At 62.5% G+C, this 16281-nt stretch carries 13 protein-coding genes; 1 reads left to right on the top strand and 12 read right to left on the bottom strand.

The genetic code is table 11. The features are described from left to right. Positions 1-161: 161 nt before the first annotated feature. Positions 162-3131 carry a bifunctional [glutamine synthetase] adenylyltransferase/[glutamine synthetase]-adenylyl-L-tyrosine phosphorylase gene (locus CFBP4996_RS03275; RefSeq protein ID WP_080852436.1) on the bottom strand — a complete coding sequence of 990 codons (2970 nt, stop codon included), beginning with the start codon at positions 3129-3131 and terminating at the stop codon, positions 162-164. Between the two features lie 287 nt (positions 3132-3418). Between CFBP4996_RS03275 and CFBP4996_RS03270 the strand changes: the two genes are divergently transcribed. Further along, entirely contained in the window at positions 3419-4282 is an 864-nt protein-coding gene (locus CFBP4996_RS03270) for a MipA/OmpV family protein (protein WP_162935902.1), read from the top strand. A 130-nt stretch (positions 4283-4412) separates the two neighbouring features. Here the strand turns inward: CFBP4996_RS03270 and CFBP4996_RS03265 are convergent, their stop codons facing one another. The 11 genes from CFBP4996_RS03265 to CFBP4996_RS03215 all read right to left on the bottom strand — a co-directional run bounded on the left by CFBP4996_RS03265 (position 4413) and on the right by CFBP4996_RS03215 (position 16251). Next, positions 4413-4838 carry a thiol-disulfide oxidoreductase DCC family protein gene (locus tag CFBP4996_RS03265; RefSeq protein ID WP_080852437.1) on the bottom strand — a complete coding sequence of 142 codons (426 nt, stop codon included), beginning with the start codon at positions 4836-4838 and terminating at the stop codon, positions 4413-4415. Positions 4839-5011: 173 nt separating this feature from the next. Then, positions 5012-6421, bottom strand: a complete 1410-nt coding sequence (locus CFBP4996_RS03260; protein ID WP_080852438.1) for a sensor histidine kinase — start codon at positions 6419-6421, stop codon at positions 5012-5014. Positions 6422-6430: 9 nt separating this feature from the next. Beyond that, positions 6431-7189, bottom strand: coding sequence for a response regulator transcription factor (locus CFBP4996_RS03255; RefSeq protein WP_080853212.1), 759 nt, complete (start codon positions 7187-7189; stop codon positions 6431-6433). Between the two features lie 302 nt (positions 7190-7491). Continuing rightward, positions 7492-9090, bottom strand: coding sequence for a Do family serine endopeptidase (locus CFBP4996_RS03250; RefSeq protein ID WP_080852439.1), 1599 nt, complete (start codon positions 9088-9090; stop codon positions 7492-7494). Positions 9091-9246: 156 nt separating this feature from the next. Continuing rightward, positions 9247-9711, bottom strand: coding sequence for a cytochrome c-type biogenesis protein (locus tag CFBP4996_RS03245; protein ID WP_162935903.1), 465 nt, complete (start codon positions 9709-9711; stop codon positions 9247-9249). 122 nt (positions 9712-9833) lie between these two features. Then, positions 9834-11825: a heme lyase CcmF/NrfE family subunit gene (locus CFBP4996_RS03240; protein WP_080852441.1), complete on the bottom strand. Its 1992-nt coding sequence runs from the start codon at positions 11823-11825 to the stop codon at positions 9834-9836. Beyond that, positions 11822-12334, bottom strand: a complete 513-nt coding sequence (ccmE, locus tag CFBP4996_RS03235; RefSeq protein WP_080852442.1) for a cytochrome c maturation protein CcmE — start codon at positions 12332-12334, stop codon at positions 11822-11824. Before ccmE ends, CFBP4996_RS03240 begins: the two co-directional genes overlap by 4 nt. Next, positions 12331-13494 carry a c-type cytochrome biogenesis protein CcmI gene (gene ccmI / locus CFBP4996_RS03230; RefSeq protein WP_162935904.1) on the bottom strand — a complete coding sequence of 388 codons (1164 nt, stop codon included), beginning with the start codon at positions 13492-13494 and terminating at the stop codon, positions 12331-12333. The genes ccmE and ccmI overlap by 4 nt, the downstream gene beginning before the upstream one ends. Before the next feature lie 161 nt (positions 13495-13655). After that, complete coding sequence (locus CFBP4996_RS03225) at positions 13656-14084, bottom strand: RT0821/Lpp0805 family surface protein (protein ID WP_031233367.1); 429 nt, start codon at positions 14082-14084, stop codon at positions 13656-13658. Between the two features lie 105 nt (positions 14085-14189). Then, positions 14190-15590, bottom strand: coding sequence for an ATP-binding protein (locus CFBP4996_RS03220; RefSeq protein ID WP_003521230.1), 1401 nt, complete (start codon positions 15588-15590; stop codon positions 14190-14192). After that, the gene (locus tag CFBP4996_RS03215) at positions 15580-16251 is read right to left on the bottom strand and encodes a response regulator transcription factor (protein ID WP_003509815.1); all 672 of its coding nucleotides are present in this window, start codon (positions 16249-16251) and stop codon (positions 15580-15582) included. The genes CFBP4996_RS03220 and CFBP4996_RS03215 overlap by 11 nt, the downstream gene beginning before the upstream one ends. Between the last annotated feature and the right edge of the window lie 30 nt (positions 16252-16281).

Genomic DNA, 16281 nt, shown 5'->3' with positions numbered 1-16281 from the left:
CTGCCGGGCATCTCCCCCTCAAGGGGGGAGATCAGCTAGACGGATGCTCCTTGCCAAATTCGCAACGTTTGAGATGATCGCGCCGTTGCCGCATATCGATCTCCCCCTTGAGGGGGAGATGCCCGGCAGGGCAGAAGGGGGTGAAGCCTCACCCACCCACATCAACCACCATTCTTCACCGTCCCCACAAACGCCTTCCGCACCGCCTTCGCCAGCCGCTTCACCTCACCCTCCAATGTGGGAATGTCAGGGCAATCACCCGCCCGGCAAACGAGATCGGTGAGGCCCGCCGGCGCTTCCTTCGGGTTGAAGGCGCCATCGATGCATAGCCGCACGATTTGCGAGATTTCGGTGTAGAGCGCCATCGCCGCCATGCAGTCATCAAAGGCCTGCGGCTCCATGACAGGGGCGGCGAGCGCCTGCAGCGCCTCGGCCGTGTTGCGCCCCGGTTCATGCGCGGCAAGCCCCTTTACCGGTCCCACCAGCGCCAGATATTGAGCGATGAATTCGAGGTCGATCAGCCCGCCATTGATGAGCTTGAAATCCCAGTTGTTTTCCGGCGGCTTTTCCTGCTCGATCAGGCTGCGCATCTCCAGCACATCGGCCGAGACCTTGGCCACATCGCGCTTTTGCGACAGGATGGAAGCGATGATGCGGCGCGCGTCCTCCATCAGCGAAGCATCGCCGCAGATCAGGCGAGCGCGGGACAGTGCCATGTGCTCCCAGGTCCAGGCTTCCTCGCGCTGGTATTTCTCGAAGGCGGAAATGCGGGTCGCCACCGGCCCCTTGTTGCCGGAGGGGCGAAGCCGCATGTCCACCTCGTAAAGCACGCCTTCCGCCGTCGGGGCCGACAGCGCGGCAATCAGCCTTTGCGTGACACGGGTGAAATAACGCACGACATCGAGTGGCTTTGCGCCGGTCGATTCATGGGCGGCATCGTCATAATCGTAAAGCAGGATAAGATCGACATCCGAACCGGCCGTCAGCTCGAAGGAGCCGAGCTTGCCCATGCCCATGATAGCCACGCGCCCGCCGGGATAGGGCCCATGCGCCGCTTCCATCTCCGCCAGAACCGCATTCAGCGCCGCCTCGATCACCAGATCGGCAAGGTGGGTGAAGGCGCGAGCGGCAACCTCGCCGCGGATCGCACCGGTGAGGAGCCGAACGCCGATGAGGAACCGCTGTTCGGCGGCGAAAATGCGCAGCCGGTCGAGAATATCCTCATAATGCCGGGCGTTGGAGAGAAAGCTTCCCATGCGGTGGGCGAGATAGTCGCGCGTCGGCACGTCGCTCATCAATGCCGGGTCCAGCATGCCGTCGAAGACATGCGGACGCGCGGCGATGATTTCGGCAAGGCGCGGTGCGGACGACATGATCGTCACCAGCAGATCAAGCAGCGCCGGGTTGTTGCCGAGCAGCGAAAAGAGCTGGATGCCGGCCGGCAGACCGGAGAGGAAATTGTCGAAGCGCAGCAGCGCTTCATCGGCGCGCTTGCTTTCACCGAAGGCGCGCAGCAGGTCCGGCGTCAGCTCCGTCAACCGCTCGCGCGCCTCCACCGATTGCGTCGCCCGGTAACGGCCATTGTGCCAGGTGCGGATGACGCGGGAAATATCCTCCGGCCGCTGGAAACCAAGGGTGGAGAGCGTCTTTAACGTATCGGGATCGTCCTTCTGGCCGGTAAAGACCAGATTGCCGGCCTCACCGGAGAGCTTCGTTTCCTGTTCGAAAAGCGCCGAATAACGGCGCTCCACCAGCCGCAGCACCGCTTCCAGCTTTTCCGAAAAGGTTTTGGTGTCCTCAAAACCGAGCATGAAGGCGATGCGTTTCAATTCGGCTTCGGTGTCCGGCAGCACATGGGTCTGCTCGTCGCGCACCATCTGGATGCGGTGCTCCACCTCGCGCAGGAACCAATAGGCTTCCGTCAGGCTGTCCCGCGTTTCGGCATCGATCCATTTCGCTTCGGTCAGCGCCGCAAGCGCCTCCTGCGTTGCGCGCACTCGAAGCGCCGGCATGCGGCCGCCGGCAATCAGCTGCTGTGTCTGCGCGAAGAATTCGATCTCGCGGATGCCGCCGCGCCCGAGCTTGACATTGTGGCCCTTCACCGCAATGGCACCGTGGCCCTTATGGGCATGGATCTGCCGCTTGATGGAATGAATATCGGCAATCGCCGCATAATCGAGATATTTGCGGAAGATGAAGGGCGTCAGCTCGCGCAGGAAATTCTCACCCGCCCTGATATCGCCGGCCACCGGCCGCGCCTTGATATAGGCGGCGCGTTCCCAGTTCTGGCCCCTGCCCTCGTAATAAAGCAGCGCAGCCTCCACGGGAATGGCGAGCGGCGTCGAGCCGGGATCGGGCCGCAGCCGCAGATCGGTGCGGAAGACGTAACCATCGGCCGTGCGCTCCTGCATGATGCGCACCAGACGGCGCATCATGCGGCCGAAATTCTCCGTCGCATCATAAGGATCGTCCATGATGCCGGCTGAGGGTTCGAAGAACACCACGGCGTCGATATCGGAGGAATAGTTCAGTTCCCGCGCGCCGAGCTTGCCCATGCCGAGCACGATGAGGCCCGACCCGTCGCTCGGGGCTGCGACATTTTTCAGTTTCAGCTTGTCGCTCTCATGGGCGGCGAGCAGCAGGTGATCGATGGCGGCGGAAAGCGATGCATCCGCCATGTCGCTCAGCCAGCGTGTCGTATCGCGCGCGGTGAAGATGCGGGCGAGATCGGCAAGTGCCGCGATGAAAGAGAGCCGCCGCTTGGCTACCCTCAGCCGCGACATCACCTCGTTTTCGCTCGGCACCCCGCCTTCTTCGCCCGGCTTCCAGCAATCGCGCGCCTCATGGACGAGACCCGCCAGCAGCGGCTCGAGCGGTTTCGACATCGCCAGCGACAAAAGCCCCTCATCCGCAGACGCCATGTCACGCAGATAGGGGGACAGCGTGAAAGCCGCGGCGATAAACTCTTTGAGTGCACTTTCCCCGACAAGCAGCGCGGCCACCGCCGGCTCGCTTTTGCCGATATCCTTCAGCGTCGAAAGAACGGATTTCAGTTCCGTCTGCGTATAGGGGCGGATCACGCCCGGCAGAACCTCGCTCAGCCGCCTTTCGGCGGTTTCCCGTTTCGTCACTGTGTCTCTCCCTCTTCCGACTATCCTCTCGCCGCTCCCCGACATGCGACTTTCAGGACCGGATGCGCCGCACCCGAAACGTCCCTGCCGCCGCACCTCTTAGAATCCTCCCGGCGCATGCATCTGGCGTTGTAACAAATGCAGGCCGCTTTGCGATCATAAAACCGCCGATGGCGATGTTTTCCAAAGCCCCGTACCCCGTAATGTCTCCGCAATTGTGCCGGCGTAGCGTCAGCCTCAACGAAACCCGACTCCCCGGTTTTCCAACGCTCGATGTTGCAACGGATATGATCATGAAACAGATTTTTACAGTGAAATTGCAAAAGAACCTGCGCGCGATGGCCCTTTGCCTGACGACGCTGCCCATGGCGCAGGCCGTCTGCACGCCCGTTTTTGCCGCCGATATCGGCAAATCAGACCGGGTGGCCGATCCGCAGGGCAATTTCGACAATGCCCGCTACAGCAGCTCCAGCGACTGGAAGATCACGCTCGGTGTCGGTGCCGCCTACGCCCCGAAATATGAGGGTTCGGACAAGCTGGAAGCAGGCGCCGTGCCGCTGGTTTCCATCGAGTATGGAGATACGCTGAGCATCGATTTCAGCGGCGTCACCGTCAACCTGCTGAACCACAACGGCTTCAGACTGGGTGTGAAGGGCGGCTGGGAAGCCGGGCGCAAGGAAAAGGACGACAGGAAAAACCTGCGCGGAATGGGCGATATCAAGGCGGCCGGCGTGGTCGGCGGCGTCATCGCCTATGGCGTGGATCCCTTCGAAATCTACGCCAAGGTGGACAAGACCATCGACGGCAGCGAAGGCCTGACCGCGACCATCGGCGCCAGCGTTTCGCACAAGGTCGATCAGTTCATCCTGGGCGCCGACCTCTCCGCCACCTGGGCGGACGACAAGCACATGAAATCCTATTTCGGCGTCACCTCGGCCCAGTCCGCCCGCTCGGGCCTGCGCCGCTTCGACGCGAAATCAGGCTTCAAGCGCGTCGACGCCAGCGCCTCCGTCACTTACCTTATGACCGAGAACTGGTCTATCACCGGCACGGGCGGCGTCGGCTTCCTGCTGGGCGATGCCAAGGACAGCCCTCTGTCGAAGAAGGATATTCAGCCGTTTGCGATGGTGGGCGTGGCTTACACGTTCTGAACCGTGAGCAGGAGAACCGCGCGGCCACGGATGCGCACTCCGGCACGTCCCCAATGAGGAAAGGCGTCCCCGCCCTCACGCCTCCTCACCCGGTGAAGCGCCGCAAGGCGTTTCACCGGGGCCGCGATGCTTAGAGTATCCTGTCCCGGTATTCCGGCGGCGCTACCCAGCATTCTTCGCGTTTTCCGAACCAGCGGTAGCGATTGCGGGCGACAAAGCGATAAACGGGATCGCGCAGGAATGCGGGAACGATGCGTAATATGGTGATCAGCCGCCAGGGTAGGCCCAGCGCTTCATATATGCTCAGCACGGCATCGCTGTCCTGCCGCACCCTGCCGCCCTCCACGACCAGCATGCTGACCGGATCTTTCGGGTCCATGCCGCAGCGTCGGTAAATTTCCGCGCCGATATCGCCCTGCATGGACGCCAGGCGGAAATATCCGGCCCTGTCATGCCGCAGCACGAATTGCGCATTCACGGAGCACAGCACACATTCCGCATCGAACAGAATGATCGGGCCGTGCCCGTCATCGGTCAAGGGAACCGTAGCTGCCACCCGTCACACATCCTTTCGTCCATCGCACGCGATTTCCGAACAGAGCCATTGCCGTCAATCAATCGGACTATTCTTCAGATCATCTTGCAATACAATCTTGAAAAACAGTCATTTTCCGGATGGCGAAGACTTTGCGCACAAATCCCGGTGAACGGCATCGTCAGCCGCGATGCCTAAGCCTTCGAGACGGGAAACACCATCGAAACGGTCAGCCCCGGACAGGCGGCATTCGTGGCGTCCGTATCCGATAGCATCAGCGATCCGCCATGCAGTTCCATCACGGCCTCCACCAGCGACAGGCCGAGCCCGGTTCCGGGTTTCGAGCGGCTTTCATCCAGCCTGACGAAGCGTTTCAGCACCTCGCCGCGTTTGTCGGCGGGAATGCCGGGGCCGTGATCGGCGACGGAGAGCACGATGGCCTCCGGCTCCCTTGCCAAACGCACAACGAGCTTTTTGTCGCCTTCGCCCTCGCAGGCATATTTCATGGCGTTGTCGATGAGGTTGGAGAGCGCCTGGCCGATCAGCTCGCGGTTGCCCTTTACCGACAGGTCAGCCTCTATTTCGGCCTCCAGCACAAGCCCGGCATCCTCGGCCACCGGCTCATAGAGTTCGGCGCTGTCGGCGGCAATCGCCGAGACGTCCACATCGGTCATTTCTGCTGCAATTGAGCCGGCCTCCACACGGGAGATCATCAACAGTGCGTTAAAGGTGCGGATAAGCTGGTCGGATTCGGCGATGATGCCTTCAAGCGCGGCACGCCGTTTCGTCTCGTCATTGTCGTCAAGCGCTGCGGCCGCCTTGTTGCGCAGTCGCGTCAGCGGCGTCTTCAGATCATGGGCGATATTGTCGGAGACTTGCCGCAGGCCTTCATTCAGCTTTTCGATGCGGCCTAGCATGGCGTTGAGCGAGCCGGACAGGCGGTCGAATTCATCGCCGGAGCGGCCCTGCGGCAGGCGCTGCGAAAGGTCGCCCGCCATGATCTTCTTGGTCGCCGCCGACATGCGGTCGATGCGTTTCAGCGCGTTGCGGCCGATGCCGAACCAGATGAGCAGCGCGCCGCCGCCCATGATGGCGAGCGCCACCATCAGTGCGTTGCGCACCAGTGCCCGAAACTTGGTGGGTTCGCCGAGGTCGCGGCCGATCAGGATGCGCAGGCCATTATCCAGCATGAAGACATTGGCGGTGGCCAGATGCTGCACGCTGTCGCCGCTTTCGGAGTAACGCTCGTAACGGAAAGGAAAACCTGTCCAGCCTTCCTTGTCGAAAACACCTGGCTGCACCGAAGCGACGTTGCCGGCAAGGATTTCGCCATTCGGCCCGGCGATGACGTAAAGGCTCGCCCCCGGCTGGCGGGCGCGGCGTTCCATCATCCGCAGCAGCGGGTTGATGCCGCCGCGATTATAAATGCGCTGCACATCCGAGACTTCCTGCAAGACGGCATCGCGCGTCTGCTGGTTCAGCAGCCTTTCGGAAAGGGCGGTGACATAAAAGACGAGGAAGGCGGCGCAGAGTGCGAACAGCAGAATATAGAGCGCCGAAAGGCGCACCGCTGTCGACCGGAACACTATTCTGAGGCGGGCCATTTTCGCCAATCAGCCCTCGTCCTTCATCATGTAGCCAGCGCCGCGAATAGTCTTCAGCAGCGGCTTCTCGAAGTCCTTCTCGATCTTCGAGCGCAGGCGGGACACATGCACGTCGATGACATTGGTCTGCGGGTCGAAATGATAGTCCCAGACGTTTTCGAGAAGCATGGTGCGGGTGACGACCTGACCGGCATTCTTCATCAGATATTCGAGCAGGCGGAATTCGCGCGGCTGCAGCAGGATTTCCTTGCCGCCCCGGCGAACATCGTGGGACAGCCGGTCGAGTTCGAGATCGCCGACCCGGTAGATCATGTCCTGCTCGGGCTTGCCCTTGCGGCGGCCCAGCACCTCGATACGGGCGAGCAGTTCGGAAAAGGCATAGGGCTTCGGCAGATAATCGTCGCCGCCGGCGCGCAGGCCGGTGACGCGGTCATCCACCTGCCCCAGCGCGGAAAGGATCAGAACCGGCGTCTCGATGCCGCGGCGGCGCAGCTCGCTGATGACGGAAAGCCCGTCGCGGCGCGGTAACATGCGGTCGATCACCATCACGTCGTAAGCGTTCTCGCAGCCCATGAACAGGCCGCTCTCGCCGTCGCTCGCATGGTCGGCGACGATCCCGGCTTCGCGGAACGCCTTGGTCATATAGGCCGCAGCCTCGAGGTCGTCTTCAATGACAAGAATCTTCATGTGCGGGACAATAGCGCCCTCGCCCTTTTCCGCACAACCGGAAACAGATGCGACAGACATTTCCTGAACCTTGTTTTCCATGAGGTTTCCTCCGAAGACCTGGCCTTGAAGCACCATCGCGCTTCAAGGCGGAACAATCGCCTATGGATCAGGCGGGCGCCGCTTGTTTCTTCTCCCCGCCGGGGAGAAGGTCGCGGCAGCGGGATGAGGGGGCAAGGCCAGAGATTTACCGAGAGGTTCCCCCCTCATCCGACCCTTCGGGCCACCTTCTCCCCTGCGGGGAGAAGAAACGGGCCATAGCGCCCTGCCATACTCAACCGCCCCGTCTCAAGAGCGCGATGCGACGCCGGCTCCCGAAAGAACCGGCATCGCCATTCGAGTTATCAACCCTGGTCGATATCCAGCGCGATGAAGCGGCTGCCATCGTCCGTCTGGATCTGGAACAGCGCCTTGGAGCGTCCGTCCTTCTTGGCCTGTTCGAGGATCTTCTCGATATCGGCGGCGGAAGCGACCTGCTGGTTGTTGACCGAGGTGATCTTCTCACCCGTCTTCAGGCCACGGGCGGCGGCATCGCTGTCGGGGTCGACATCGGTGATGGCAAGGCCGTTGCCGTCATCGGCGGGCGCAACCGTCAGGCCGAGGCTGGAGAGCACCTTCTCGCTGGAGGACTGGCCGCCCTTATCGTCGTTCTGGGCAGGCGTCGCCTTGGAAGCATCGTCGCTGGCGAGATCGCCGAGCGTCACCGTGACAGGCTGCGACTTGCCGCCGCGCCACAGCGAGATTTCAACCTTGGTGTTGGGCGCCATGCCGCCGATGCGGCGCGACAGGTCGCGGGCATCCTTGACGGGCTCGCCATTGACGGCGGTGATGATGTCGCCCTGCTTGATACCGGCCTTGTCGCCCGGCGAGCCGGCCTGTGGCGAAACGACAAGCGCGCCGCTGGCTTCGGAAAGGCCGAGCGATTCGGCGATATCCTTGCTGACGGGCTGGATCTGCACGCCGAGCCAGCCGCGTTCGACCTTGCCGTCCTTCTGCAGGTCGGCGATCACGTCCTTGGCGACCGATGCCGGAATGGCGAAGGCGATGCCGACATTGCCGCCGGAAGGCGAGAAGATGGCCGTGTTGATGCCGACGACTTCGCCGTTGAGGTTGAAGGCGGGACCGCCCGAGTTACCGCGGTTCACGGCGGCGTCGATCTGCAGGTAGTCGTCATAGGGGCCGGAACCGATATCGCGGCCGCGGGCCGAGATAATGCCGGACGTCACCGTACCGCCGAGACCGAAGGGGTTACCGACGGCGACGACCCAGTCACCGACGCGGATCTTGCTGTCATCGGCGAACTGGACATAGGTGAACTTGCGGTTCACATCGACCTTCAGCAGCGCCAGATCGGTGCGCGGATCGCGGCCCACGAGCTTGGCGTCGAGTTCGGTACCGTCATTCATCACGATCGTATAGGCGGAGCCGTCATCAACGACGTGGTTGTTGGTGACGATGTAACCGTCTTCGGAAATGAAGAAGCCGGAGCCCTGAGCGACGGGGCGCAGCGGACCCTTGCCGTCACGGTGGCGGTTCGGGCCACGGTCGGAGCGATCCTGGTTGGGGCCGCCGAATTCCTTGAAGAAGCGCTTCAGCGGATGGTCGTCCGGCAGCTGGTCGAGGCCACGGCCGCCGAAATTGAAGGAGAAATTGCTGCTATCATCGGAAGCGGGCTGCACGTTGGACTGCACGCGAACGGAGACGACGGCGGGCGACACCGCATCGACCACATTGGCGAAGCTCGGAACCTGCGGCGCATTCACCTCGACGGGGGCGGCAAACGAATGGAGGATCGGTGCGGCGATGCCAGTGGAAAGCATCAGCGCCGCAAGGCCGCCAACGGTCGTGGCCTTCAAAGCCGTCTTCAGCGAGGCCGTCTTCAGCGAGGCCGCCTTCAGCGAGGCCGCCTTCAGCGAGGAATGGCCGTTTTGCGAATGAGACATGGTGTACCTTCTTTCTTCATTCAGACTGGAGCCCGTTTGACCGGGGGAGAAGCGGTGGATGATGAAGATATAGGAGGCGACACCTTACGGCGAAGTGTCTGACGAATGAAAAATCCGTAATGTTGAAAAAGAACCGGGGAGAAAAATGAAAACCGGTTATTTTTCAATGAGATTGCGAATTCGCTCTTCTTCGTCCGCGCTCAGTTTCTGTGGCTGTTCCTGGGTGGCGCGACGGCGGGAAAAGACGAAGACGGCGAAAATTCCCGCAAGGGTGAGACCGATGGGCGCGCCCCACAAAAGCACGGTGTGCAGGCTGAGGCGCGGTTTCAGGAGCACGAACTCGCCATAGCGCGACACGACATAATCGATGACGGCCTTGTCGCTGTCGCCCTCGACCAGCCGTTCGCGCACCAGAACGCGCAGATCACGCGCCAGCTCGGCATTGCTGTCGTCGATGGACTGGTTCTGGCAGACCATGCAGCGGAGCTGAGACGTGAGGTTGCGCGCGCGCTGCTCCAGCACGGGGTCTTTCAGCACTTCGTCCGGGTTGAAGGCGAAGGCCGGCCATGACGTAAACATGAGGACGAGAAGGAGCGTGAGCCCCGCCACAACCTCCCTCATTCCTGTGCTCGTCACAGGAATCCAGCCAGCCCAAGTCCTTGGGCTGAAAAAACTCTTTCGCCACGCAGACGCATGTCGGCTGGATTCCTGTGACAGGCACAGGAATGAAGAGAACGCAGATATCATTCCGCCGCCTCCGGCATTGCAGCCCGCACCGGCTTCGCCTTGCGATTCGGCGCTCCGACCCGCAAACGCCTGTCCGAGAGCGAGATGAAACCGCCCGCCATCATGAACAGCGTGCCGCCCCAGATGCACAGGATGAAGGGTTTCCACCAGATGCGCACCACCATGCCGCCATCGGCCATGGGGTCACCCAGCGAGACATAAAGCTGGCTGAGGCCGAAGGTCAGGATGCCGGCTTCCGTCGTCGGCATGCGCCGCGCGGTATAGAGCCGCTTGGACGACCAGACATCGGCCACCTCCACCCCCGCCTTGCGCACGGTGAAATGGCCGCGATCCTCGGTGAAATTCGGGCCGACGGCGTGGCGGACGCCATCGAAGGTCAGGCTGTAACCGCCCGCTTCCGCCGCCATGCCCTCTTTCATTTCCAAGACCGTCTCGGTCTCGAAAGCGGTGACGATGACGATGCCGAGCACGGTGATGCCGAGCCCCATATGCGCCAGCGCCGTGCCGAAGGCCGAACGCGGCAGGCCCTTCAGGCGGCGGAACGCAATACCGAAGGCGAGCTTGCCGAAATTGGCGCGATACCAGAGATCGGCGAAAGCGCCGAAGATCAGCCAGAAACCGGCGGCGATGCCGAGTGCGGCCAGCACCGGACCGCCATTTTCGATGTACCAGAGCGTCAGCCCGGCAAGGGCCGCAAGCGCTGCGGCCACATAAAGCCGCTGGAAGGCTCCGAGAAGATCGCCGCGCTTCCAGGCGAGCATCGGCCCGAACGGCGTGACGATCAGGATCGGGATCATCAGCAGGCCGAACGTAAGATTGAAGAAAGGCGCACCGACCGAGATTTTTTCGCCCGTCAGCGTTTCCAGAATGAGCGGGTAAAGCGTGCCGATCAGCACGGTCGCGGTCGATACCGTCAGGATCAGGTTGTTGAGGACGAGCGACCCTTCGCGCGAAATCGGCGCAAACAGGCCGCCGGCCTTCAGGGAAGGTGCACGCCATGCGAAAAGCGCGAAAGCGCCGCCGATGAAGACGGTCAGGATGCCGAGAATGAAGATGCCGCGGCTGGGATCGGTGGCGAAGGCATGCACCGAGGTCAGCACGCCGGAGCGGACGAGGAAGGTGCCGAGCAGCGAGAGCGAAAAGGTCATGATCGCCAGTAGCACGGTCCAGATCTTCAGCGCCTCGCGCTTTTCCATGACGAGCGCCGAATGCAGCAGCGCGGTGCCGGCAAGCCATGGCATAAAAGAAGCGTTTTCCACCGGGTCCCAGAACCACCAGCCGCCCCAGCCAAGTTCATAATAGGCCCAGTATGAGCCCATGGAGATGCCGGCGGTCAGGAAGGTCCATGCGGCGAGTGTCCATGGCCGCACCCAGCGCGCCCAGGCGGCGTCGATGCGTCCTTCCAGCAATGCGGCGACCGCGAAGGAGAAGCAGACGGAAAAGCCGACATAACCGAGGTAAAGCAGCGGCGGATGGATGGCGAGGCCGAAATCCTGAAGAATGGGATTGAGGTCCTGCCCCTCGGCGGGCACCGGCTCCAGCCGCAGGAACGGGTTGGAGGTGAGCAGGATGAACAGCAGGAAGGCGACCGAAATCCAGGCTTGTACCGCAAGAACATTGGCTTTGAGCGTTTCCGGCAGGTTACGGCCGAAGGCGGCGACAAGCGCGCTGAAAAACACCAGAATCAACAGCCACAGCAGCATGGAGCCTTCGTGGTTGCCCCAAACGCCGGTCAGCTTGTAGATCATCGGCATCAGCGAATGCGAGTTTTCCCAGACATTGCGCACGGAAAAATCCGAGACGGTATAAGCCCGCGTCAGCGCCGCGAAGGAGAACGCGACCAGCAGGAACATCAGGACGGAGCCGAGCGAGGCGACATCCATCAGCGCCCGGTCGTTGCGGCGCGCGCCGATGACCGGCAGCGTCGAGACGATCAGCCCCACACCGAGCGCCAGAACCAGAACATAATGGCCGATCTCGTTGATCATCTGGTCGCTCCGGTCTTGTCGGAAGAAGTTGCGCTGGCCGCTGGCGTTGCGGCGGCGGGTTCTTCGCCTTCTCCCGCATGCTGCCACAGGCCCTTGTCCTTCAGCCGGTCGGCCACTTCCTTCGGCATGTAGTTCTCGTCGTGCTTGGCCAGCACGCTGTCGGCAACGAAGCCGTGGGTCGCGGCATCGAACATGCCTTCGGTCACCACGCCCTGCCCTTCGCGGAAAAGATCGGGCAGGATGCCGGTATAGCTGACCGGCACGTTCGCTTCACCGTCGGTCACCGTGAAGCTCACCGTGCGGCCCTCGCCGCGCTTGATCGAGCCTTCCGCCACCAGCCCGCCGAGGCGGATGCGGGTGCCGGGGTTGACGGGCGTTTTCTCCAGATCGGCCGGCATGTAGAAATAGGCAATGGACTGGCCGAAGGCGAACATGACCAGCAGCACGGCTGCAACGATGAAGCTCATGCCGCCGCCGATGATCACTAGGCGTTTCTGTTTGCGGGTCATTGCGTCACTCCCTGCGGCGCGGCATCCTGCTGCCCGTTCATGCGGATCGGTCCGGCGGAAACGCCCAGTTCCTTGGCCAGCGCCAAAAGCTGCCGGCCCTGCTCGCCCTCCGGCGGGAAAGCCTTCAGCCCCGCTCGCAACGCCTCTCCAGCCTTGGCTTCGTTCTTCAGCACGGAATAGGCGCGAACGAGACGCATCCAGCCTTCAAAATCGGCCGGGTTTTCCTTCAGCTTGGCGTCGAGGCTCGACACCATGCCTTCGATCATCGCCTGCCGGTCCGTCGCCGTCATGTCTTTTGCCGCCGCCATGTCCTCAGCGGTCGGGCCGGGTGCGGCGGGGGTCGCCGCGCCGCCGGTGCGGGCGATATGCTCTTGAACCAGCGGCAGCCACGGCGCACCGGCGGGCGCATCCGCCGCCAGTGCGGTGAAGGCGGCGCGCGCTTCCTCGGCCTTGCCGGCCTGTTCCAGCGACAGCGCCAGATAGAAGCGGGCGCGCGGATTGCCGGGCTTCAGCTCTTCGGCCTCAGCAAAAGCAGCACGCGCGGCCTCGATGACGATGCCGTCATTGCCGGCCACCAGCGTTTCGCCAAGGCCCGTCAGCCGTTCCGGGCTCGGTCCCAGAATACGAAGCGCATTGCGATAGGCAAGCTCGGCATCGCCAAGCCGCAATGTCTTGAAATAGATCGGCGCTAGAATGTCCCAGCCGGCGCCGTCCTCCGGGTTCTGCGCCAGATGCCGTTCCGCCCGGGCGACCAGCAGGTTCATGTCGTTACCGGGCTTTTCAAGACGCGCCTCGAGCGGCATGTCCGGCACTTCCGGACTGCCGTTCCAGATGTAAAGACAGAGACCGAGCGCGGGCAGCAGAACCGTGATGAGGCTGGCGGCGAGATTGTGCCGGCGCGGCCGGGTTTCTTTGCCGGATTGCTCCTCCGCTTCGGCGGCGGCGAGAAGCCGGCGGCCGATTTCGGCGCGGGCATAATCCGCCTCGGTGTCGCCGATGAGGCCGGCGGCGCGTTCGCGGTCCAGTTCGGCCAGTTGATCGCGATAAACAGCGACTTCACCGTCGCGGCGCGTCTGCGGCGCCTCGGTCTTCCGCATCAGCGGGTACATCAGGACGATGGCGACAGCCGCCGTCAATATCGCAACGACAATCCAGAACATAAGGCTCAATTACTCGAATGCGCGGCACATGGAAACATGAAGCGCGGGGATGACGTGAATTTGAGACATCACGCCGCACCGCAGGCCATCTCCCGGCTGCACCGCCATGCCTCTTCTTGTCATCGCAAAAGGCCCGTGACCTTGATTTACGTCAAACTATTTTAAGTCAGCGGCGACCAGCTTCCATCGGCATTGCGGCAGGCTGCGCCGCGCGCCCTGGTTTCGCGTCCGTCGACCGTCAGGGTGTGCGAATATTGCCGGCAATTCTGGTTGCCGACCTGATAGGGCGCATTGGCGACCACCTGTCCCTTGGCGTCATCGCCGGTCCAGGACACAGGCGTGCCGACGGGGGCCGTTTCCAGCGCCTTGTATTCGGCTTCCAGCGCCTTGGTCTGGTCACCCCTGTCGAGCTGCACGCCGCTTCGCCCGACAATGCCGCCTTCCAGATTGGCAAGGAACGGCGTCGAGGGCTGCGCAGAGCGGCCGAACAGGCCGCCGCCCGCCGGGCGGGTGCCCGTGGTGGTGCAGGCGCTCAGCATCGATACGCACAGGATCGAGAGAAGTGCCGGGCGTGACACCAGCGAACGCATTGTCACGGAGCGGCAGCCATCATACACGTCAACCAAACCCTGTCCTCTTTCCTACCGCATTGCACCCAATATAGTGCCATTGAATTTCTTGCCTTTTTTCTTGCCTCACGCAAGCTCTTTCGAAAGGCCCGGCAAAATCAGATCGGCTTTCAGCCCGCCAATGGCGCTGCGCGACAGCGAAAACCGGCCATGGTACTCTGACACCACCTCGGAAACGATCGACAATCCGAGGCCCGTGCCCGGCCGGCTCTCGTCCAGCCGCCGCCCGCGCTTCATCGCTTCGCTGATCTGTTCCGGCTCAAGCCCCGGCCCATCATCCTCCACCGTCAGCTCCACCCAGGAGCGACGGGCAATTTCCGCATCGGAGGATGGGTGCGTGCCGGTCGCAAGCGTGATGACCACGCGCGTCTGCGCAAAACGCGCGGCATTTTCCAGAAGATTGCCGACGACCTCTTCCAGATCCTGCTGCTCCATGCCGAGTACCGCGCCGGGTTGCTCGAAATTCAGCACGAACTGCTTGTCGGGGTTCAGGCGGCGCATCACGCGCACCAGCCGTTCCAGCGCCGGTTCCGCTTCCACGCGGGCAAGGATCGAGCCGCGCTGGGCGGCGATGCGGGCGCGGGAGAGATAGGATTGCACCTGCGCCTGCATGGCGTCCGCCTGCGCGCGCACCAGATCGCCATGCTGCGGCTCCAGCGTGCGGGCCTCGTTCAGAAGAACGGCGATCGGCGTCTTCAGCGAATGCGCGAGATTGCCGACCTGCATGCGGGCGCGCTCCACCAGCCGGCGATTGCTGTCGATCAGCGCATTGACCTCATTGGCAAGCGGCTGGATTTCACGCGGGAACTCGCCTTCGAGGCTTTCCGCCTCCCCGCCCCTGATCTTGCCGAGCGCCACGCGAGCCTGATCGAGCGGTCGCAGACTGTAGAGAATGGCAAGACCGTTGACGACCAGACTGCCGACACCGAAAACGGCGAGCGCCAGATAAAGGCTGTTGGAGAAATCGCGCACATCGTCTTCCACGACGTTCAGATTGCCGGAGACACGGAAACGCGCCGCGCGCCCCTCGCCATCCAGCACGACTTCGGTTTCCGCCACGCGCACCTGATTGCCGGCCTCGTCGGTGACGGCATAAAAGCGCTCATAGCGGTTGTCGAAGGGCGCATCGAGAATGCTCGGCACCGGCAAAGTGGAGACGCCGAGCGACGATGACACCAGCGGCGCGGTCTGGAAATTGCCGAGCGGCTCGACAACCCAGTACCAGCCGGTATCGGGCTGCGAAAAGCGCAGATCGCCGAGCTGCGGGCTGCCGGCCAGCGTGTTCTCGTTGGAAATCGTCACGGAATTGATGACGTTATAAAGCTGTGCCCTCAGAAGATCGGTGAAGCTACGCTCCACCCCCTGCCGGTAAAGCGTCGAGATCACGACGGCGATCACCACCAGCGCCAGCACCGACCAGAGCGAGGCGAGCAGCAGAACGCGGGCGGTGAGGGAATTACTTCGCATCTGCCGGCGCTTGCATCCGGTAACCGAGACCGCGGATCGTCTCGATCAGATCAACACCGAGCTTCTTGCGCAGACGGCCGACAAACACCTCGATGGTGTTGGAATCGCGGTCGAAATCCTGATCGTACATGTGCTCGACCAGCTCCGTGCGCGAGACGACCTCGCCCATGTGGTGCATGAGATAGGACAGCAGCCGGAATTCGTGCGAGGTGAGCTTCAGCGTCGTGCCGTTGACGGTGGCCTTGGAAGATTTGGTGTCGAGCCGGACCGGTCCGCACACCAGTTCGGAAGAAGCATGGCCGGCGGCGCGGCGGATGAGCGCGCGCACGCGGGCAAGCACTTCTTCCACATGGAAAGGCTTCGTCACATAGTCATCTGCACCGGCGTCGATGCCGGCAACCTTGTCGCTCCAGCGGTCGCGGGCGGTGAGGATGAGCACCGGCATGGCCTTGCCGGCCGCACGCCATTTTTCAACGACGGTGATGCCGTCGAGCTGCGGCAGGCCGATATCGAGAACGATGGCGTCATAGGGCTCGGTATCGCCGAGATAATGGCCTTCCTCGCCGTCGAATGCCTGATCGACAACATAACCGGCTTCTTTCAGCGCATCGGTCAGCTGACGATTGAGATTGGCATCGTCCTCAACAACGAGAATACGCATTGTCCGCCCTTTCCTGTATCCCGGCCCGCA

It is taken from the genome of Agrobacterium leguminum (assembly GCF_005144435.2).
GTDB lineage: Bacteria > Pseudomonadota > Alphaproteobacteria > Rhizobiales > Rhizobiaceae > Agrobacterium > Agrobacterium leguminum.
This window is presented reverse-complemented; position numbering and strand designations above follow the sequence as displayed.